We start from the raw sequence: 20,684 nt of genomic DNA, 5'->3' as shown, positions 1-20,684 counted from the left end.
ATGGCAAATAAGATTATTTATTCAAAAGAAGCTCCAGCTCCAATAGGGCCTTATAGTCAGGCGGTCCAAGCTGGAAATACCCTGTTTGTGTCTGGCCAAATTGCTCTTGATGCTGCAACGGGTGAGTTGATCAATGAAAACATCACTGAAGAAACCCATACGGTGATGAAAAATCTGGATGCAATATTGACAGAATCTGGCTATAGTTTTGGTGATGTCGTAAAATGTTCTATTTTTATTAAGAGCATGGATGATTTTGGCACCATCAATGAAGCCTATGGTCAATACTTCAAGTCCAACCCACCAGCAAGGGAGACTGTGGAGGTGAGCAGATTACCGAAAGACGTACAGGTAGAAATTTCCTGTATTGCAATAAAATCATAATAACCTGTGGAGGCAGGAGTAAATGTTCCAGTACTTGCCCCATCATACTGAAGTGTTGGTTTCCTCTCTTACTTGTGAGGAAGTCATCACTCGTTTGAATGCTGTAACGCAAAAGGTGGATTATCTTGCCCAGACGTCATTGGAATCTCAGGATGGGCAAATTTTTAATGGTAGTATTAATAAGGATTCTTTCAGACTTTCTAAAGTGCTGACCAAAGCGGACAGCTTTATTCCTCTGATCAAGGGTAAAATAGAATCGACTGGTTCAGGTTGCATTATTTTTTTGGATTTTAGTCTATTTCCAGGTTCATCCTTCTTTATCATATTTTGGTCGGTCATTACCCTTGCCATGGGGATTTTCTTTTTGTTGGCAGCTGGCCAACCCATATTTGCCATGATGAGTTTGGGCGTAGGATTAGGCAATGTCCTTTTTGCCTGGTCGTATTTTAAGCGTAAGGTAAAAGAGTCCCAGAAAATTTTTCACGAAATGTTGAGCTTGCAAAAAAACAGTTGAATTTTAAAGGACAAAATTACCCTTCATTTATGGATTTTGGCCCTCAGGTAGTAATTTAGTGGCACTGTTGGCTGACAGCAGCTTGAAATACAAGATACTGGCTGGAAACAGGATTTTTGACCAAAATCAATATTAATTAAAAGTTGAAACCGAGCATTACAAGCATGTAATTCATAATGATAATTATGAAATGGGAGATTTTCCCGTAACTAGTTCGGGACAGGCTATGTGACAGTTAAAACAAATTATTTACACATGAAATATAGAATAGAAAAAGACACCATGGGTCCAGTGGAAGTCCCTTCGGACAAATACTGGGGTGCTCAGACCCAAAGATCCATCAATAACTTTAAAATTGGTGGTGAACGTAACCGAATGCCTTTAGAAATTACCCATGCTTTTGCCATTCTTAAGAAGTCAGCTGCCCTGACCAATGCTGAATTAGGCGTTTTGGCACCTGAAAAGGCAGAAACTATTGCCAAAGTTTGTGATGAAATTTTGGAAGGCAAATTGGATGACCAGTTTCCATTGGTTATCTGGCAAACAGGTTCTGGTACCCAATCCAATATGAATGCCAATGAGGTGATCGCTTATAGGGGCCATGTATTGCAAGGAGGTACCTTGGAGGATGAGAAAAAGACCATCCACCCAAATGATGATGTGAACAAGTCACAGTCTTCCAATGATACTTTCCCTACGGCAATGCACATTGCTGCCTATAAAATGGTGGTAGAGACAACCATTCCTGGTGTTGAGAAGTTAAGGGACACCCTTAAAAGCAAGTCTGAACAATTTATGGATGTGGTGAAGATTGGCCGTACTCACTTCATGGATGCTACTCCTTTGACTTTAGGACAGGAATTTTCTGGTTATGTTGCCCAACTTGACCATGGGGTTAAGGCTTTAAAAAACACCTTAGCGCACCTTTCTGAGTTGGCATTGGGAGGAACAGCAGTTGGAACTGGCTTGAATACTCCTAAGGGCTATGCTGAATTGGTAGCTAAAAAGATAGCTGAATTCTCTGGTCAACCTTTTGTTACGGCTCCAAATAAGTTTGAATCTTTGGCGGCACATGATGCCATCGTAGAAACGCACGGTGCATTGAAGCAGCTGGCAGTAAGCTTGATGAAGATTGCCAATGATATTAGAATGTTGTCATCAGGTCCTAGATCTGGAATCGGGGAAATCCTAATTCCTGAGAATGAACCAGGATCTTCTATTATGCCAGGAAAAGTAAACCCTACTCAAGCTGAGGCGATGACCATGGTTTGTGCTCAGGTAATGGGTAATGATGTGGCGGTTTCAGTAGGTGGTTCTAATGGTCATTTTGAGCTTAACGTGTTCAAGCCAATGATGATTCATAACCTTTTGACTTCAGCAAGATTGCTAGGTGATGCTTGTGTTTCTTTCCATGATAACTGTGTGATTGGTATTGAGCCAAACAGGCCGTTTATCAAGAAACACCTTGAAAACTCTTTGATGTTGGTAACAGCTTTGAATACCCATATCGGTTATGAAAATGCTGCGGCTATTGCCAAGAAAGCACACAAAGAAGGCACTAGCCTAAGAGAAGCTGCTTTGGCATTGGAGTTATTAACCAATGAGCAGTTTGATGAGTGGGTAAAACCAGAAGATATGATAGGAAGTATGAAATAATTTGTTTTTGGATTAATCTTCAAAGACCGATATTTTAACTTTATTTTATCCAAATTTTAAAAGAGGAAGTATATTTTGTATTTTACATGAAATATGCTTCTTCTTTTTTTGTTTAAACTAAATTATTATTGGAGGATATGGTTTCGAAATACCTTTTAGGATCATGCTTACTGTTGGCACTTTTGTTGTCAAATATTACAAATGCTTTAGCCCAGTTATCGAAAGATGAGAAAAAAGCACTGAAGAAAGAATTGAAACGCATGACTCCGGAGCAGCTTCGACAGATGCAGGAAATGCAGCAGCAGCAAAAGGTCAATATCCTAGAACTGGAAAAGGAAAATCAAGATTTAAAGAAAGAACTGTCCAGCAAATCCCAAGACCTTACCATTCTTCAAAAGAGACATGAGGAGTTGGAGGAAAAATATACCAGTGCCATGATGGAAGATGCCCATGAGGAATTGCACGGGGCTCCTGACAAATTGGATGGAGAATGGAGCAAAGGGGTAGTTTTTCGGGTGCAGATAGGGGCTTTAACCGAGAAGGAGTATGATAAAGAAATCCCCTCTGACTTCGTTATGGATGTGGAAGAAAAAGGGGATTTGAAGCGAATGCTTTTGGGATATTATAGAGACTATGATGAAGCCAATACCTTTAAAAAGCTAATGCGTAAAATTGGAATAAAAACAGCTTGGATAGTTCCCTATAAAGATGGTGAAAGGGTTACTTTAAAAGAAGTCCTAGATACCGTTGTAGATAAATGATGGATTTATCTTAGTTCCAGTTCGTAACCATTTTCCTTAAGTTCTTCAGCTGTCATTTGAATGACATTGACCTCCATATTTACATCCTCAAAAGGTGTATCGGTGGAATCTGTTTTAACCGTGGCAATGGCATCCAATACATCTAGTCCCTTAAATACTTGCCCAAAAACAGTATAATTCCCGTCTAGCCTTTCAATACCATCTTTGTCATGGATAATATAAATCTGGCAACCTGCAGATAGTTTTTCCGGATTATCATCTCTTCCAGCACCTACCGCACCATATACATGTTTAATGCCATCGACAAATTCCGGTTCTAACAGATAAGGAGAATCTCCAAAACCTTCAGGTGTATCCGGACAACCTCCCTGAATCACAAAGCCCTTTATTACCCGATTAAAGGTTAGAGAATCCCAATAATGTGCATTGGCTAGTTCTATAAAGCTTTCTTTATGAATAGGAGTTTCCTCATAAAGCCAAAATAACATTTCCCCCTTTGGGGTGATTACTTGACCGACTGGGTAAGTTTGTGTGGATTTTGAGCTACAGGAAAGTATCAATAGTGAAAGACATAAAAGGGTGACGGTGTTTCTCATTAGTTTTGATTTATGATTTGGTGAATTTTTCAATTGTTAATAATTCAAATTTTTCAAAGTCTTCAATAGAGTCAAAAGCTTCCTTTTTCAAAAATAGAAACTGATTGCTTGAAATATAAAGTAACCAATAATTGCGACGTTTTTTGATTTCCATGATTTGATCCCAAGGAACCTCACTATAATTTCCATTGGACATAGACAAACTGATCATTTCCTCTGAAAATGTCATGCTCATTTCATTAAATAGGCTGGCATTTTTCGAAGATTTTACCCAATAAAATAAATGAAGAAAGATAAACGGAGGAAAGGTCAATCCAAATATTACTAGGGCAGTAGAGAATTTATCACCTCCAAAGCTGTTAAGGTTTGAAAGCCCTATAATAAAGGAAATCAGATAAAGCCACCAGAATTTTTTGAGCCGGTTAGTAGCGATTATTTCAAAAAATTCTCTTTCCGAGAGGGAAAAGTTTTTCGTTTTGATCATTTCATAGCAATTAAGGGGTAAAAAATGGTAGCTTAAACTTAACAAAAATAGTTTTATCCCAGCGGTTCGTCTGGTGTAATTTGCACTGAGCTAAAATATGATTGTATTATTTAAAACTAATATCCATTAAATTGTGCGCTCATAGGCTTAGACACAGGTACTTAGTGCATGTAAAGGCTTTTGAAAGGAAATAATTGCAAATTTTTTTAATAAAGAAGCAGTTTAGTTTAGTAATTTAGGCGGCATGGAGTTTAGGTGGGAAATAAAAAGTAAAGCAGATCAAGAAACCGTTCAATCCCTTAGCAGCGAAATCAATGTCAATCCGACATTGGCCAATCTTCTGGTCAATCGAGGAGTAGTTGATTTTCAGGAAGCTAAAGATTTTTTTAGGCCGGATTTGGATAAAATCCACTCTCCATTTCTCATGAAGGATATGGACAAGGCCGTTGATCGAATGGTGGAAGCGGTGAATAATGAGGAGAAGATCCTTGTCTATGGAGATTATGATGTGGATGGAACTACTGCCGTGGCTTTATTTTATGGCTTTTTGAAGGAATTTTACCCACATGTAGATTTCTATATTCCGGACCGATATCAAGAAGGTTATGGTGTTTCAGAGCGCGGTATTCGTTTTGCTGCTGAAAATGATTTTAAATTAATAGTTTCCCTGGATTGTGGAATCAAGGCACTTGAAAAAGTGGCTTTGGCCAATAGCCTTGGGATCGATTTTATTATTTGTGATCACCATACTCCAGGAGAGGTGCTGCCAGAAGCCTTGGCAGTGTTGGATCCCAAAAGAGAGGATTGTGACTATCCCTATAAGGAGTTGAGTGGATGTGGAGTGGGGTTTAAATTGATCCAGGGATTTACAGAGCGAACTGGAAAAAATGCCAGTCACCTTTTTGGTTTATTGGACTTGGTAGCTGTGAGTATTGCGGCTGATATTGTGCCCATTTCAGGAGAAAACAGGATCCTAGCTCACTATGGACTGGAAAGACTGAATAATAACCCCCGCCCGGGCTTAATGGCCCTGATCTTGGCCGGAAAGGGACAGCGCAGCCTAAAGGAATTGCAGGAAAATAGACAGTTGCTGCACAGGGAAATGCTTCAGTTGAAATCAGATAAGGATATTGAAATATCTGATATTGTCTTTAGGATTGGTCCCCGTATCAATGCTTCTGGAAGATTGGAACACGCAAAGGCATCAGTTGAACTATTAAATTCCAAAGATATCCATGATGCTCTTGAGCGTGCTGAATTAGTGGAGGATGTCAATGCTGCAAGAAAGAACTTTGATGAGAATATCACCAAGGAAGCCATACAAATGATCGAGGATAGGGAGCAGATAAAGCCCTATAAAAGTACTGTTCTTTATAAGGAGGATTGGCATAAGGGAGTGATAGGTATTGTAGCTTCTAGATGCATAGAACAATATTATAGGCCAACCATTATATTGACCGAATCCAATAATAAGGCAACAGGTAGTGCGCGCTCGGTATTTGATTTTAATATTTATGAGGCCATCAGTGAGTGCAGTGATTTATTGGAGCAATTTGGTGGGCATAAATATGCGGCAGGATTGACCATGGAATTGGAAAATGTGCCAGCATTTCAGGAAAAATTTGAAGAGGTAGTCAGCCGAAGGATTTCAGATATTCATACCAAGCCGGTCTTGGAGGTGGATGATGAGCTTGAACTGGACCAGATCAATTATAAATTTTATAATATATTGCGTCAAATGGCTCCCTTTGGTCCTGGAAATCCTGAGCCTGTATTTTGCGCCAATCAAGTGTATGCGCAGAATATAAAAGTACTAAAGGACAAGCATTTGAAATTTGAAATTGTACAAGATGGGCAAGTAACTACTCCAGTTTGTATTGCTTTTGGTTTTGCCACTTATTATGAAATGCTCAGAAGTAAAATGCGTTTCAATATTGCCTTTGAGGTAAGGGAAAATACTTTTAGGAATACCAGTAGTTTACAACTGTACGTTAAGGACATAAAATTCGATTGAAATGAAACTTAGAGGTGATAACCTGATTAAGATCTATAAGGGTAGAAAGGTGGTGAACAATATTTCCGTGGAAGTTGAGCAGGGAGAAATTGTGGGGCTTTTAGGGCCCAATGGGGCTGGAAAAACGACCTCCTTTTATATGATTGTAGGTCTAATCAAACCCAATAGCGGTAAAGTTTTTTTGGATCAAGAGGAAATTACTCCTTTACCCATGTACCGAAGGGCAAAAAGAGGAATTGGTTATCTGGCACAGGAGGCTTCTGTTTTTAGGAAATTATCTGTGGAAGAGAATATTATGGCTGTACTGGAAATGACCAATCTCCCTCAAAAAGCTCAAAAGGAAAAAATGGAAGAGTTACTCGAGGAGTTTAGTCTTACCCATGTGCGTAAAAACCTGGGGATGGTGCTTTCTGGTGGCGAGAGAAGAAGAACGGAAATTGCTAGGGCTTTGGCAGTTGATCCCAAATTTGTGTTATTGGATGAGCCTTTTGCAGGTGTGGATCCTATTGCCGTAGAAGAAATCCAAACGATAGTAGCCAAGTTAAAAAACAAAAATATTGGTATTTTGATTACCGATCATAATGTGAATGAGACCTTATCCATTACCGATCGGGCATACCTTATGTTTGAAGGAAAGTTGCTTAAGGCAGGTACGGCAGAAGAACTTGCAGCTGATGAACAGGTTCGAAAAGTATACCTCGGTAAGAATTTTGAGCTAAAACGTAAGATTTGATTTTATGGACGTACTGAATACTTTTATGACCTGGATTTTTAAAATCCGAATAGGTCAGATTGATAACTTCAAAGAAAACCCCATTGAAGTTCAACAAGATATTTTTTTCGATCTTATTAAAACAGCCAGAAAAACCCAGTTCGGAAAGAAATATGGGTTTTCAGATATCAAATCACATTGGGATTTTGCACATAATGTCCCTGTTCATAATTATGAGCAAATGCAGCCCTATATCGAACAGACGATGAAAGGCGAGCAAAATGTGATTTGGCCAACAGAAATCACTTGGTTTTCGAAGTCTTCTGGTACCACAGGAAGCAGAAGCAAGTTTATCCCGGTTTCACAGGAGTCTTTGGAGGATTGCCACTTTAAAGGGGGCAAGGACATGCTTTCCCTCTATGTAAATAATTACCCAGAGAGCAAACTCTTTTCCGGAAAGAGTTTGGCCATTGGGGGCAGCCATCAGGTGAATAGCTTTGATGTAAACAAAAACAGCCATTATGGAGATATCTCAGCTGTAATTATGAGAAATCTGCCTGTTTGGGCCCAGCTAGCCAGAACTCCAAGCTTGGAGACGGCCTTGATGAGTGAGTGGGAAGAGAAGATAGAGAGAATGGCATATGAGACCATGAAGGAGAATGTAGTAAGCATTTCTGGAGTGCCAACTTGGACCATAGTATTGCTCGAGAGAATAATGGAAATTACCGGTTCAAAGAATATCCTGGAAGTATGGCCCAACTTGGAAGTGTTTTTCCATGGAGCTGTTGCCTTTGGTCCTTATAGAAGGCTTTTTCAAGATTTGATACCTTCCTCAGGTATGCATTATATGGAAACCTACAATGCTTCAGAGGGCTTCTTTGGCATCCAGGATCAAAAGAATTCCGATGAATTATTGCTGATGTTGGATTATGGAATTTACTATGAATTTATCCCAATGGAGGAGTGGGATTCCGACGACCCCAAAGTTATTCCACTTGAAGAGGTTGAACTTGGGAAGAATTATGCCTTAGTAATCAGTACCAATGGAGGGCTCTGGAGATATAAAATTGGCGATACGGTAAAGTTTACCTCCACCAGCCCATACAGGATAAAAATATCAGGCAGGACCAAGCATTTTATCAATGCTTTTGGAGAGGAAGTAATTGTTGAGAACGCTGAAAAAGCCATTGAAGAAGCATGCAAAGCTACTGATGCTACCATCGTCAATTTTACTGCTGCACCGGTGTATTTTGAAGGTGCAGGAAGCAAGGGGGCACATGAGTGGGTAATCGAGTTCAGTAAAATGCCCAATGATGAAGGTTTGTTTAAAGAAAAGCTGGATGCTACGCTCAGGGAAATTAATTCCGATTATGATGCCAAGCGTTATAAGGATATGGCTTTGGACAAGCCTAAAATACACTTTGCCCAACATGGCTTATTTGAAAAATGGATGAAGTCCAGGGGTAAGTTAGGAGGACAAAACAAGGTGCCTCGTCTAGCCAATAATAGGGAATATATTGACAGTATTCTAGAATTGAAGGATTAGTCTATTAATTGATTAAAAAAAGAGCCTCCTAAAGCATAAAATGTATTAAGTGGCTCTTTTAGTTTTTAGAATATTTTTAGCCATAAATATCATTTAGGATTCCAGCTAGGCGGATTCCTCCAGCAAGCAGCCTTTCTTCTATAATGGGGAAGTTTTTATAATCGTATTCATAGGAAAGCTTTTTATTCTCAGGTAGCTCATAAACATACTTTCTTAGAGCAACAGCTTCTTCCAGCCAATCTAGAATAGGTGTTGATTGAAGTCTTTTAATTTTATCCTTGTTCGCTCTATTATTGAGATGTTTGGCCAATTCAGTATAGCTCAGGTGCTGCCTTTCGATCATTTTGGTATCCCACACCGTGTGGAGGTTGGTCTTTTGGTTAAAGTAGTAAACATCTACCTTATTGCCGCCCATGTCTTCTCCATTTCCCACATGCAGTGGCTGGTGCAGGTCACCTACAATATGAATTAGCATTTTTAGGTTTTCCTGCTTTTTCTTAAAAGATAGAGGCTTGTTTTTTAGCTCATCTATCAACCTAAGCAGTGTTTCATAGGCATTGCCACGTTTACCCTGGATTTCAGGTTGATAGCCCTTGCCCTCATGGATTGTAAGAAAATGCCAAGAATAGGCATAGTCATATGCTTTGTCAGATCGGATTTGATCCATCCAATTGGCAACCATGGGAATGGATTCATTCTGCAAAATCGCAGCAATGTTCTTCTTTGCCTTTTTGCTCAGGTGCCAAGCTGCTATTTGCCCAACCACCCTGTGTCCATTTTGCCCCCATCCAAATGATTGGAAAATAATTACTGTACTCAAAAAAAGTGCTGCAATACTCTTCTTCATATTAGTAATCTTTTTAAAAATAAATTGCCCGGAGGTATAGCTAAAAGCCTTTTACTAGCCTTTGGCGAGTTCATTGATAGCTATCCAAGCCATCAATCCAGCTCCTACTTCCAAGGCACTTTCATCTATATCAAAAGTAGGAGTATGTACTCCGCTTGTAATACCTTTTTCTTCATTCCTTATTCCGAGACGATAAAAACAACCATCCATCTCTTGAGTGTAGTAGGAGAAATCTTCAGCCGCCATCCAAATATCCAAATCTTCCACATTTTCTTCTCCAAGGAATTCTTGTGCAGCTTTATATGCACGATCAGTAAGTTCTGGAGCATTTTTCAAGAAAGGGTACCCTTTGCGCACTTCAAAGTCCACGGAGCCTCCCATACCTTCAGCTAGTCCTTCAGCTATTTTGACCATCTTTTTGTGGGCCTCAGCTCTCCATTCTTCATTAAGGGTCCTGAAGGTTCCTTGTATTTTTACCTCATTAGGGATGATATTGGTAGCGCCTTTTGCTTCAATATGCCCAAAAGAAAGTACAGTAGGAACCTTTGGGCTGGCATTTCGGCTGACCACCTGCTGTAAGGCTACGATGATATGTGAGGCAATAAGTATTGGATCCACCAAGGTTTCTGGCATAGCACCATGACCGCCTTTTCCTTTTACGGTAAGGTAAAGTTCATCAGCACTGGCCATATACATTCCTTTACGGAAGCCTACCTTTCCTGCGTCTATCAGCGGCATCACATGCTGACCTACGATAGCTTCTGGCTTCGGGTTCTCCAGGGCTTTGTCCTTGATCATTAATGAGGCACCACCTGGTATTTTTTCCTCCCCAGGTTGAAAAATCAATTTGATCGTTCCTTCGAACTCGTCTTTTACCCCATTAAGAATTTTGGCAGCACCTAATAAGGAAGCCGTGTGAACATCGTGTCCGCAGGCATGCATTACTCCTTCATTAGTTGACTTATAAGGAACGTCATTTTGTTCTACGATTGGTAGCGCATCCATATCTGCCCTTAGGGCAATGATTTTTTTTGAAGGATTTTTCCCTTCAATGAGTGCTACCAACCCGGTATTGGCCTTTTTTTCAATATTGGTAATCCCCATTTCTTCCAACTGGGAGGCTACAAAAGCACTGGTTTTGTATTCCTCAAAAGAAAGTTCAGGGTTGGCGTGGATATATCTTCTATTAATGGTGATCTGTTCCAGGTATTCCCCGGCCAGGGCTTTCACTTTATCTTTTAACATGTTTAAATATCTTCTCCTTCAATAATTCCCCCTTCTTCTGGCGCTTCTTCTTCAGGGGCTTTGCCAAATCTTTGTCTAATGATCCTAGCTGTTGGGAAATCCTTTTTAATGGTATGGAATAAGGATTGAGCCTCAATCCTGTAAAGGTATTGTCCTACTTTTACCATGTATCTTGGCTGTTCATATTCCATTTCGGCTTTTACCTCGCTAGGAAGGGTGTTATAGAGATCGTTCCTTACACTAAAGGCCTGCTCTCTATCCACACCACTATAGACTAAAATAGTAAAGCCATTGTAAGTGCCTCTTTCCTCATTTTCAATAGAAAAACTGGTTAATGCCTGCTGAAGATCGGCATCTACTGGATCGCCAGCCTCAGCGCTGATCGGACCATTGCTCTCAGGAACAACACTGCTTTCCTGTGGTAGGTCAGGGTAGGTTATCCGGTTATAGCTAAGGTCTTCTTGATAGTTGTTGTAGGCTGCAGCAGACCGACTGATCTTACTTCCTCCAGCACAACCTGCCAAGAAGACTATAGACATTAAAAGGGAAAAAGCTTGCTTTGTCATGGTGTTTTTTAATCTTCTATAACAATACACTTGCCAGAAATGATATCCTGCTCAACACTTTTGTATTTAACATCCTTTTTGACATTTCCATCAGGATATTGGACAGAAACACGGTCATTTCTACCATAGGCCTTGTCTGATTTCCTTGGGGCCACAGCTTGTTTTTGAGCTCCACGGTTAGCGGCCACGGCTGCAGCAGCTGCTCTATTGGCATGTGGATTCAAAGAACTACTGGCATCCTCTTTAGAAGCTTGTACAGCTGGTTCTGGCTGACGCTGCGCTTGTGCCGCTTTAACCTGATCAGGGTTTTGCTGTGGCAATTCTGCCTTGGCCAAGAAAGAAATAATGTCTTCATTCAATTTGCCTACAAAACGCTTGAACATTTCAAATGCTTCGAATTTATAGATCAATAATGGATCTTTTTGTTCGTAAACGGCATTTTGTACAGATTGCTTAAGGTCATCCATGTCCCTTAAGTGTTCTTTCCAGTTTTGGTCGATGATAGCCAAAGTGACGTTTTTCTCCAAAGCTCTTATCAAATCCCTACCTTCATTTGCAAGGGTAGATTCCAAATTGATGACCACGCCGATTTGCTTAATGCCATCAGTAATTGGGACCATGATTTCCTTAACGGTTGCCCCTCTGTTCTCATAGACATCCTTCAGTACTGGCATGGCACGCTCAAGGACTCTTTGGTTTTTGGTCACATAGTTCTGGTAAGAAGCATCAAAGAGTTCTTGCGTCAGTACAGCTAAATCTTTGGATTTGATATCTTCCTCGCTGAACTTATGATCTATGCCCAAAGAGCTATAGATATTCATCCTTAGGTTTTCAATATCCTCGGTAGACTTGGCCATTTCGATGATTCCTTCGCAGACATCGTACATGATGTTGAGGATATCTAGCTCAAGTCTTTCACCCATCAAGGCATTTCTTCTTCTTTTATAGACTACCTCTCTTTGAGAGTTCATCACATCATCATATTCCAACAAACGCTTACGAACACCAAAGTTGTTTTCTTCAACTTTTCTCTGGGCACGTTCAATGGATTTAGAAATCATGGAATGCTGGATAACTTCACCCTCTTCAAGGCCCATGCGGTCCATTAGCTTCGCAATACGCTCAGAACCAAACAGACGCATCAAGTTGTCTTCCAAGGAAACAAAGAACTGGGAAGAACCTACATCACCTTGACGACCTGCACGACCTCTCAACTGTCTATCTACCCTCCTGGATTCGTGGCGCTCTGTACCAATGATGGCCAAACCTCCGGCTTTCTTGGATTCTGGGGTCAATTTAATATCGGTACCACGACCGGCCATGTTGGTAGCAATGGTCACTGTTCCCGGCTTACCTGCTTCTGCAACTACTTCCGCTTCTTTGGCGTGCTGCTTCGCATTCAGCACCTGGTGTTTGATCTTTTTCAAAGTCAGCATTCTGCTGAGAACTTCGGAAATTTCAACCGAAGTGGTACCCACTAGCACAGGCCTTCCAGCATCAGTCAGTTCATTGATTTCATCAACGACTGCATTGAATTTCTCACGGACAGTTTTATATACTTTATCATCCCTGTCATCACGCTGAATAGGCTTGTTGGTTGGGATAACTACTACGTCCAGTTTATATATCTCCCAGAATTCACCTGCTTCAGTCTCAGCCGTACCGGTCATACCAGACAACTTGTGGTACATTCTGAAATAGTTCTGCAAGGTAATGGTGGCATAGGTCTGTGTAGCATCTTCAACCTTCACATTTTCCTTTGCCTCAATAGCTTGGTGAAGTCCGTCAGAATATCTTCTTCCTTCCATCACACGGCCCGTTTGTTCGTCGACGATTTTTACTTTACCGTCTACCAAGATATATTCAGTGTCTTTTTCGAACATACAGTAAGCCTTCAATAGCTGGTTTACTGTGTGGATCCTTTGTGCCTTAACACCATAATCCTTGATGATTTCTTCCTTGCGGATCAACTTCTCCTTATCATCGATAGACTCATCTTTTTCCATTTCGGCGATTTCCGTGCCAATGTCTGGAAGAATAAAGAAGCTAGTATCTTCGTTTTTCTTGGTGATTACTTCAATACCATTATCGGTAAGGTCCACTGTGTTGGACTTTTCATCAATGGTAAACAAAAGCGGCTCATCCGCTTCAGGCATCATCCTTTTATTATCCTGAAGGTAATAGTTTTCGGTTTTTTGAAGGATTACCCTGATTCCTGGCTCTGAAAGATACTTGATCAAAGGCTTGTACTTAGGCATACCGCGGTAAGCTCTGAACAATGCCAGACCTCCTTCTTTTTGGTTGCCTGCTGCGATCAGTTTCTTACCTTCAGTAAGGTATCCCTGAACCAGTTTTCTTTGTTCATCCACCAGGGTAGCGACCCTAGGTTTCATATCATAAAACTCGTGCTCATCTCCTCTAGGGATAGGGCCTGAGATGATTAATGGCGTTCTGGCATCATCGATCAGGACGGAATCGACCTCATCAATCATGGCAAAGTGGTGCTTGCCCTGAACCAGGTCATTGGCTTCCCTGGACATATTATCTCTTAGGTAGTCAAAGCCGAATTCATTATTGGTACCATAAACGATATCGGAATTATAAGCTTTTCTTCTGCCCGCAGAGTTAGGCTGGTACTTATCGATACAATCTACAGTAAGACCATGGAATTCAAATAATGGTGCATTCCACTCACTATCCCTTTTGGCCAAGTAGTCATTGACAGTTACAACGTGTACGCCTCGTCCGGCCAAGGCATTAAGATAAGATGGTAGGGTAGAAACCAATGTTTTGCCTTCCCCAGTGGCCATTTCCGAGATTTTGCCTTTGTGAAGTACCATGCCACCAATCAGCTGTACATCATAGTGAAGCATGTCCCAAGTAATCTCGGTACCTGCTGCCATCCATTTGTTATGCCAGATGGCGTCATCACCGTTGATTTCTACATTGTCTTTTCTTGCTGCAAGTTCACGGTCATAATCATTGGCCTTAACCACGATTTTACCATTTTCCTTGAACCTTCTGGCAGTTTCCTTAACAACGGCAAAAGCCTTGGGAAGCACTTTTTCAAGTACCACTTCCAAGGCCTCGTTGCGATCTTTTTCGACACCATCGATTTGGTTGAAAAGGGCGTCCTTTTCATGCACCTTATCTGGAGCCAAAGCTTCAATTTGAGTTCTCAATGTGGCGATATTATCATCGAAGGATTTTAACTCCGTATTGATAACTCCTTTGATCTCGATGGTTTTTGCCCTTAATTCTTCATCGGTAATGGATGAGAGCTGCTTGAATTCAGCATTGATCTTATCCACTATTGGGAGCAATTCTTTTATATCACGATCTGACTTGGTTCCGAAGATTTTGGCCAGACCTTTAGCAATAGCGTCTAACATATTATATTGAAAATTGTAATAGCGTTTAAAATTACTTTCTTTTTGTTACAATCGGTAGTTTTTACCCGGTAATCGGGTATGAAATTGGCTCGCAGTAATGGCTTATATTTTTACCTTTCCACTGAAGACCTGCTCAGCGGGGCCAATTAACAATATATCCTTAAAACTGCCATCAGAGGAAGCTGTAAATTTAACGGCTAGGTTACCTCCGAGAGATTTGATGCGAACATGGTTGAGTTTGTTTTGCTGGCCATATACCAATGCACAGGCCGTCACCCCAGTACCGCAGGAAAGTGTTTCATTTTCCACTCCGCGCTCATATGTTCTTACGAAAATTTCATTGTCAGCTAAGGCAGAAATAAAATTGACATTTGTACCATCAGGTTGGTAGGTTTTGCTGTACCTGATTTCTGCTCCATTATCTACCACTGGATAGGTTGCTACATCATCTACGAAGCGTACGTGGTGAGGGGAACCCGTGTTGACAAAATAATCTTGCTCAACATTCGAAAGCTGACTTACCTCACTCATGCCCAATTCTACCAAACCATCAGCGATTCGTGCAGTATGCGGTCCATCTATGGCAAGGAATTTGGTGTGTTCTTCCAAGATGCCCAAAAATTTCGAAAAGGCTACTGCGCACCTGGCTCCGTTGCCACACATGCTTTGTGAACCATCAGAGTTAAAGTACACCATTTCGAAATCATAGCCTTCTTTGTTACGAATCAGGATTAGACCGTCAGCGCCAATCCCGAATTTCCTGTCACAAAGCCGGCTAACCAGTTCAAGGTTTTGGTCATCAAATTGCTCTGATCGATCATCGATCATGACAAAGTCGTTGCCTGTTCCTTGATATTTATAAAATGATATTTCCATATCCTTGTTTGAAGTATTTTAAAGTAAAATGACGGTTCAAAAACCAATCCATTCTATTATTGAATTACAAACATAATCAACTTGTCATTAATTCGGACGCAATGTCCGAATTATGGTTTTATTTTAAAAGTGAATTACTTAACTTGCTTGGATTCAATAATGGAATTATTGAGAAGAATATTGTGAAGTATTAATTCGTTTTCGAAATAAAATTTTATATGTAATGAAAAAAGTTTCATTTAATCCTTCAAGAAGGACTTTTATAACACAAAGTACTAAGGCCACTTTGGCAGTAGGAATAGGAAGCAGTGCTTTAGGGTCAGCTTTCTTAACTGCTTGTGGTGCTGCAAAAGAAGAGGAAGAATCTGTAAGTCTGAGCACAGGTTTTTCCCAAGCAGGCTTAAATTATGACTATGCAGCCTTAGAACCTAATATTGATGCCATGACCATGGAGATTCACTATACCAAGCATGCTGCAGGTTATGCCAAAAAACTAAAGGCAGCCTGTGAAGCTGAGGGAGTGGACATGGAAAAACCTTTGGAAGAAGTCTTGATGAAAGTTTCTAACTTCAGTACAGCAATGAGAAATAATGGTGGTGGCCATTACAACCATGAGCTGTTTTGGAGTATCATGTCTCCAAATGGCGGGGGGAAACCCGCTGGAGAGTTGGCAGCTGCTATCGATGGTGCATTCGGAAGCTTTGATAAGATGGTAGAGGAATTTGAAGCTGCGGCCAAAGGCCGATTTGGTTCTGGCTGGGCATGGCTTGTGTTAGACGAGAATAAAAAATTGCAAATAGGTTCTACTCCAAATCAGGATAACCCATTAATGGATGTTTCGGATTTCCAAGGTATTCCTTTAATGGGAATAGATGTTTGGGAACATGCTTATTACCTGCATTACCAAAATGAAAGAGGCAAGTACGTGTCTAATTGGTGGAATGTTGTGGATTGGTCAGTTGTGGAAAATCGCTACAATTCTATCATTTAATACACAGTTTAGGATATTTTTATAAAGCCGGATAAATTTTGTTTATCCGGCTTTATTTGTTTTTTAAACTCCATTTTTGAGCTTAGGCTATGCCCAAGCAGGAGCTTGACCATTGCTGGTACTGGATTTGTCCAATGTATAAATGGATGTGTGCCAATTTTATTGACCAGCATGAGTAATCTTTTCAATATATTATTCAAAGTATCTTTTAGCTTTTTGCTAGGCTTTTTGATGTTTTCATGTGTAGAATTGGATGAAAACAATGAGGGGGGCTATAGTGAATTGAAAATCAATCTAACTGCAGCAGCGTCAAGCAGCGATCTGGATGATGCTATTTATGTTGGCGGGCTGCAAATTGATGATTTTGAACTTGGCTTGAGTGATCTTAGTGTTAGCTATCTTTCTGAGGCTGGAATAAATGCTGGTTTGGATAGAATGGAATCTCATACCTTTATTGATCAATATGGAAACCCTTCTGGATCCTTTTTGAAATTGATAGAAGATGGTAAGTTGCGGTCAAATTTACTGGGGAAAGAAAAGACGCCTAATGGTTTATATCAAGAAGTAATTTTCCATTTGGAAAAAAAATCAAGTGCTATCACTTCCCATTCATTGAAGTTGGAGGGGGTGTTTGAAGGAAAGGAACTGAAGATATGGACGGCGAATGAAGAATGGCTAAAGGCAAAGTCAGTTAATACTAATGCATATGCAATTTATTCTCAGTCAGCATTAACCCTGGTTTTTGAGGTAGAGAAATTATTTGAAAATATTGAAATGTCCTCTGCCATGGATGGAAATAATGACGGGATAATACAGATAGGTCCAAATAATGAGGACGGAAATCAAGCTATATTTTTGGCCTTTGATCAAAACCTTCAAAAGGCTTTGCAATTGCGGAAATAGCCTCAATTTATGTCTTGGACAATATTGTTTTTAATTCTGTTCATTTACGATTTTTGTCAACTCATTTCTTATTATCTACATTTTACTTATGGATCTTTCAGTTTTTCAACAATCTGAATAGATGGAGACTTCTGGGTAATAATGGGTGTGAAAGTAAGGCGGGTTTAGGTTTATAGTTCTTTTTTTCAGTGCTGTTGTTTCTGTTTATTACAATGGTACTTGTGGATGTGTTTTTACTTTTGTGTATGAGTATTTTATTTATGTATTATTACGACTTGTTTCATTTATTCAGAATTTCATACACGTTTTTGGCATTTTGTTTGCAAGGCTAGCTCCTGAAGATAAACCAACAGTTTACACATTATGAATAATTCAACTAGAAACATTGCGAAATGGATGATGCCTCTTAGCTTAGGCTTAATAATGATGGCCTGTTCACAGGATGATGAAATGCCGAAAGAAGGTTACAGTCAAGTAACTTTAAAATCTACTGCCAAAGCTGATGCGGGAAGTACATCAGAAAACAGTCGAATGGATTTGGGGGCTATGACGGTGAGTTCTTTTCAAGTAGGTACAAAGGACATGGAAATGAAATATATGTCCCAAGCAGAAGTTAGTGCTGGAATTAGCATCGGGAATGGTACATTATTGACGAACCTCAGTGCGGAACTCGGTTCTGAAGTGACAAAAGAGAAAAGCCTCGTGCTGGTAGCAGATGGAGAAAGTAAAGTTGAAGTGATTGGGGAAGGGGAAACTCCGAATGGAAGTTATACTGAAGTGATCTTTAAGCTGCATAAGCATACTGATGGTGAAATGAAAGATAAATCGCTTATGGTTATGGGAGAAATGGAAGGCAAGACAACTGAAGTTTGGTTTTCGGCCGAAAAGCAGTTAAGAGCCGCTGCTGAATCTTCCAATGGATATAAGGTGGAAGGAAATACAGATATGACTGTTGTGTTTGATATGGAGGCGATGTTTGATGGCGTGGATATAAGCACAGCGCTGGACGCTAATGCTGATGGGATAGTAGAGATAGGTCCTGGAAATGTAGACGGAAACGGTTTGCTATACAGTCAAGTAGAAAGTAATTTGGAAAGCGCGGTAATGCTGAAAAAGCAATGAGATAGGTTTTTCAAAGTAAACATAAAATAAGGTGAGAGATTTTCTCGCCTTTTTTTGTATTTAGTCTCTTTTTGAATTTCTTTCGTGCCGATTAATTATAGATATTGAATTATGAAAGATCCTAAGACTTTAAGTGCAGTAGCTGAATTTCACCAGACCTTTAAGCATCCAGTGTTGGAGGCGCCAACCTTGCCTCATGAGAATAGATCAAAGTTAAGGGTTTCGCTCTTGGCGGAGGAGCTAAAGGAGCTGGAAGAGGGAATAAAAAATGAAAATATAGTAGAGGTGGCAGATGCCTTATGTGACTTACAATATGTACTGGCAGGGGCCGTGTTGGAATTTGGATTGGCCGATAAGTTCAAGGAGCTCTTTGATGAAGTGCAAAGGTCTAATATGAGCAAAGCCTGTAAGTCTGTAGAGGAAGCTGAGGCTACAATGGCTCATTATCAAGGCCAAGGAGTGGATTGCTTTTATGAAAAGGAGGGGGATTTGTATTTGGTTTTTAGAAAAGAGGACCGTAAAACCCTAAAATCTGTGAATTATTCTCCAGCAGACCTTAAGGGCATTTTGGGAGCCTAAAAGAGTCTATAAAAACATGATGGAAATTAAGTTTTATTTCCTCCTTAAAACCACAAGAAATCCTAAAATCTTGTGGTTTTGTGTTTATCCCCTAAATTGTACAGAGTTCAGTTTGAGATGTTTGTTGTTTTATCCAATAATGTGAATTTAATATCCCATATCCATGAATATTTTTACAAAATCGCTATGCCTGCTGGCTTTATTGATTTTACCTGTTTTTCAGGTTTCAGCCCAGAAGCGAGCCAGAGATTATGGTTTTGAATTTGGGGTGATGCCAACTGGGAAGATGAATGCCATTACCGATGTAAGTGGTGTCATGGTGGGACATAAAACTTTGGTTAAAGGAGATAGTGTGAGGACAGGTGTTACAGCAATTCTTCCTCATGGAGAAAATATTTTTCAGGAAAAAGTACCCGCAGCGGTTTACGTGGGAAATGGCTTTGGGAAATTGGCGGGAAGTACGCAAGTGGAGGAATTGGGAAACATAGAAACGCCCATAGTGCTGACCAATACATTAAGTGTGGCAGCAGGGATTGAAGGACTTATTGATTATACTTTTTCCTTTCCAGAAAATGGCGGTGTTCGTTCAGTAAATTCTATTGTGGGCGAAACCAATGATGGTTATTTGAATGATATTCGTGGAAGACATGTAAAAGCTTCAGATGTTTTGGAAGCAATAAAAGATGCAGGCAGTGGGACTGTGGAAGAAGGCAATGTAGGTGCAGGTACTGGAACAGTTTGTTTTGGTTTTAAAGGAGGGATTGGTACTGCTTCCAGGGAATTGCCAGAGGAAATGGGCGGATATACTGTTGGGGTTTTAGTACAGTCCAATTTTGGCGGTGTGCTTCAAATAGATGGATTGCCGGTTGGCAAGGCTTTGGAACAATATGCATTTAAAAACCAATTGGAGTCCGCAGATGGATCCTGTATGATCATAGTTGCTACTGATGCACCAGTGCATGAAAGAAACCTAAGGCGCATTGCTAAGAGGGCCCTTTTGGGATTGGCCAAAACTGGCGGGATTGCTTCCAATGGATCGGGCGATTATGTATTGGCTTTTTCCACTGCCGAAAATTTAAGAATTCCCTATCAGGCAAAATCATTGGAAAAGCATGAAATGAGTGTTTTGAGAAATGATGATATGAGTGGATTGTTTTTGGCGGTTATTGAGGCGACTGAAGAGGCTATCATCAATTCCCTTTTTGCTGCTGAAACTACCAGAGGTTATGAGGGGCATGAGATCAAGGCTTTACCTATTAGCAAAGTGGTAGAAATGTTGAAGGACTGATTTGAGTACTAATCAATGTAAAATCTGCGATAAAATTAACTTAATTGTTATTAAAGTCAACATCTCCTGGGCTCCGAGTTTTTTGGGATGTATTTTTTCGAATTTGGAAAGGTTTAAAAATGGTCAGTCAGCTATTGTAAAATTTTTACCGTATCCCCTTTGATCTGCCCAAAAAAAGAAAAGGGAATTTGCAGCTTTTTTATTGCAA

General features: G+C 40.2%; 19 protein-coding genes. 12 read left to right on the top strand and 7 right to left on the bottom strand.

The window, feature by feature from the left end:
• The 4 genes from KMW37_RS14520 (at window position 1) to KMW37_RS14505 (ending at window position 3,315) form a co-directional block, all read left to right on the top strand.
• Complete coding sequence (locus KMW37_RS14520; RefSeq protein ID WP_215225363.1) at window positions 1–384, top strand: RidA family protein; 384 nt, start codon at window positions 1–3, stop codon at window positions 382–384.
• 22 nt (window positions 385–406) lie between these two features.
• Entirely contained in the window at window positions 407–898 is a 492-nt protein-coding gene (locus tag KMW37_RS14515) for an ATP synthase subunit B family protein (RefSeq protein WP_215225362.1), read from the top strand.
• Between the two features lie 255 nt (window positions 899–1,153).
• Window positions 1,154–2,554 carry a class II fumarate hydratase gene (gene fumC, locus KMW37_RS14510; RefSeq protein WP_215225361.1) on the top strand — a complete coding sequence of 467 codons (1,401 nt, stop codon included), beginning with the start codon at window positions 1,154–1,156 and terminating at the stop codon, window positions 2,552–2,554.
• 185 nt (window positions 2,555–2,739) lie between these two features.
• Complete coding sequence (locus KMW37_RS14505) at window positions 2,740–3,315, top strand: SPOR domain-containing protein (RefSeq protein WP_246581505.1); 576 nt, start codon at window positions 2,740–2,742, stop codon at window positions 3,313–3,315.
• 5 nt (window positions 3,316–3,320) lie between these two features.
• Here KMW37_RS14505 and KMW37_RS14500 read toward each other — a convergent pair whose 3' ends face one another.
• Window positions 3,321–3,911, bottom strand: coding sequence for a peptidylprolyl isomerase (locus KMW37_RS14500; protein WP_215225360.1), 591 nt, complete (start codon window positions 3,909–3,911; stop codon window positions 3,321–3,323).
• Window positions 3,912–3,921: 10 nt separating this feature from the next.
• Window positions 3,922–4,395: a YcxB family protein gene (locus KMW37_RS14495; protein WP_215225359.1), complete on the bottom strand. Its 474-nt coding sequence runs from the start codon at window positions 4,393–4,395 to the stop codon at window positions 3,922–3,924.
• Window positions 4,396–4,639: 244 nt separating this feature from the next.
• Between KMW37_RS14495 and KMW37_RS14490 the strand changes: the two genes are divergently transcribed.
• The 3 genes from KMW37_RS14490 to KMW37_RS14480 are packed head-to-tail and all read left to right on the top strand — an operon-like array spanning window position 4,640 to window position 8,667.
• Complete coding sequence (locus tag KMW37_RS14490) at window positions 4,640–6,409, top strand: single-stranded-DNA-specific exonuclease RecJ (protein ID WP_215225358.1); 1,770 nt, start codon at window positions 4,640–4,642, stop codon at window positions 6,407–6,409.
• Window position 6,410: 1 nt separating this feature from the next.
• The gene (lptB, locus tag KMW37_RS14485; protein WP_215225357.1) at window positions 6,411–7,142 is read left to right on the top strand and encodes an LPS export ABC transporter ATP-binding protein; all 732 of its coding nucleotides are present in this window, start codon (window positions 6,411–6,413) and stop codon (window positions 7,140–7,142) included.
• Between the two features lie 4 nt (window positions 7,143–7,146).
• Window positions 7,147–8,667 carry a GH3 auxin-responsive promoter family protein gene (locus KMW37_RS14480; protein WP_215225356.1) on the top strand — a complete coding sequence of 507 codons (1,521 nt, stop codon included), beginning with the start codon at window positions 7,147–7,149 and terminating at the stop codon, window positions 8,665–8,667.
• A gap of 76 nt (window positions 8,668–8,743) precedes the next feature.
• Here KMW37_RS14480 and KMW37_RS14475 read toward each other — a convergent pair whose 3' ends face one another.
• From KMW37_RS14475 to dapF, 5 genes are all read right to left on the bottom strand, one after another.
• Window positions 8,744–9,514: a S1/P1 nuclease gene (locus KMW37_RS14475; protein WP_215225355.1), complete on the bottom strand. Its 771-nt coding sequence runs from the start codon at window positions 9,512–9,514 to the stop codon at window positions 8,744–8,746.
• Between the two features lie 54 nt (window positions 9,515–9,568).
• Window positions 9,569–10,759 (bottom strand): M20 metallopeptidase family protein, encoded by a 1,191-nt coding sequence (locus KMW37_RS14470; RefSeq protein ID WP_215225354.1) that lies wholly within the window; start codon window positions 10,757–10,759, stop codon window positions 9,569–9,571.
• A gap of 2 nt (window positions 10,760–10,761) precedes the next feature.
• Entirely contained in the window at window positions 10,762–11,325 is a 564-nt protein-coding gene (locus KMW37_RS14465; RefSeq protein WP_215225353.1) for a hypothetical protein, read from the bottom strand.
• Window positions 11,326–11,333: 8 nt separating this feature from the next.
• Window positions 11,334–14,717: a preprotein translocase subunit SecA gene (secA, locus tag KMW37_RS14460; RefSeq protein ID WP_215225352.1), complete on the bottom strand. Its 3,384-nt coding sequence runs from the start codon at window positions 14,715–14,717 to the stop codon at window positions 11,334–11,336.
• 102 nt (window positions 14,718–14,819) lie between these two features.
• Window positions 14,820–15,593, bottom strand: a complete 774-nt coding sequence (dapF, locus tag KMW37_RS14455) for a diaminopimelate epimerase (protein WP_215225351.1) — start codon at window positions 15,591–15,593, stop codon at window positions 14,820–14,822.
• Window positions 15,594–15,816: 223 nt separating this feature from the next.
• Here dapF and KMW37_RS14450 point away from each other — a divergent pair, with 223 nt between their 5' ends.
• The 5 genes from KMW37_RS14450 to KMW37_RS14430 all read left to right on the top strand — a co-directional run bounded on the left by KMW37_RS14450 (window position 15,817) and on the right by KMW37_RS14430 (window position 20,476).
• Window positions 15,817–16,584, top strand: coding sequence for a superoxide dismutase (locus KMW37_RS14450; protein WP_215225350.1), 768 nt, complete (start codon window positions 15,817–15,819; stop codon window positions 16,582–16,584).
• 171 nt (window positions 16,585–16,755) lie between these two features.
• Window positions 16,756–17,487: a hypothetical protein gene (locus KMW37_RS14445; RefSeq protein WP_215225349.1), complete on the top strand. Its 732-nt coding sequence runs from the start codon at window positions 16,756–16,758 to the stop codon at window positions 17,485–17,487.
• A gap of 363 nt (window positions 17,488–17,850) precedes the next feature.
• Complete coding sequence (locus KMW37_RS14440; protein ID WP_215225348.1) at window positions 17,851–18,609, top strand: hypothetical protein; 759 nt, start codon at window positions 17,851–17,853, stop codon at window positions 18,607–18,609.
• A gap of 111 nt (window positions 18,610–18,720) precedes the next feature.
• Window positions 18,721–19,188: a pyrophosphohydrolase domain-containing protein gene (locus tag KMW37_RS14435; protein ID WP_215225347.1), complete on the top strand. Its 468-nt coding sequence runs from the start codon at window positions 18,721–18,723 to the stop codon at window positions 19,186–19,188.
• 163 nt (window positions 19,189–19,351) lie between these two features.
• Window positions 19,352–20,476, top strand: a complete 1,125-nt coding sequence (locus tag KMW37_RS14430) for a P1 family peptidase (protein ID WP_215225346.1) — start codon at window positions 19,352–19,354, stop codon at window positions 20,474–20,476.
• The last annotated feature ends 208 nt before the right edge of the window (window positions 20,477–20,684 follow it).

The organism is Echinicola shivajiensis (assembly GCF_018642165.1).
Lineage (GTDB): Bacteria > Bacteroidota > Bacteroidia > Cytophagales > Cyclobacteriaceae > Echinicola > Echinicola shivajiensis.
This window is presented reverse-complemented; position numbering and strand designations above follow the sequence as displayed.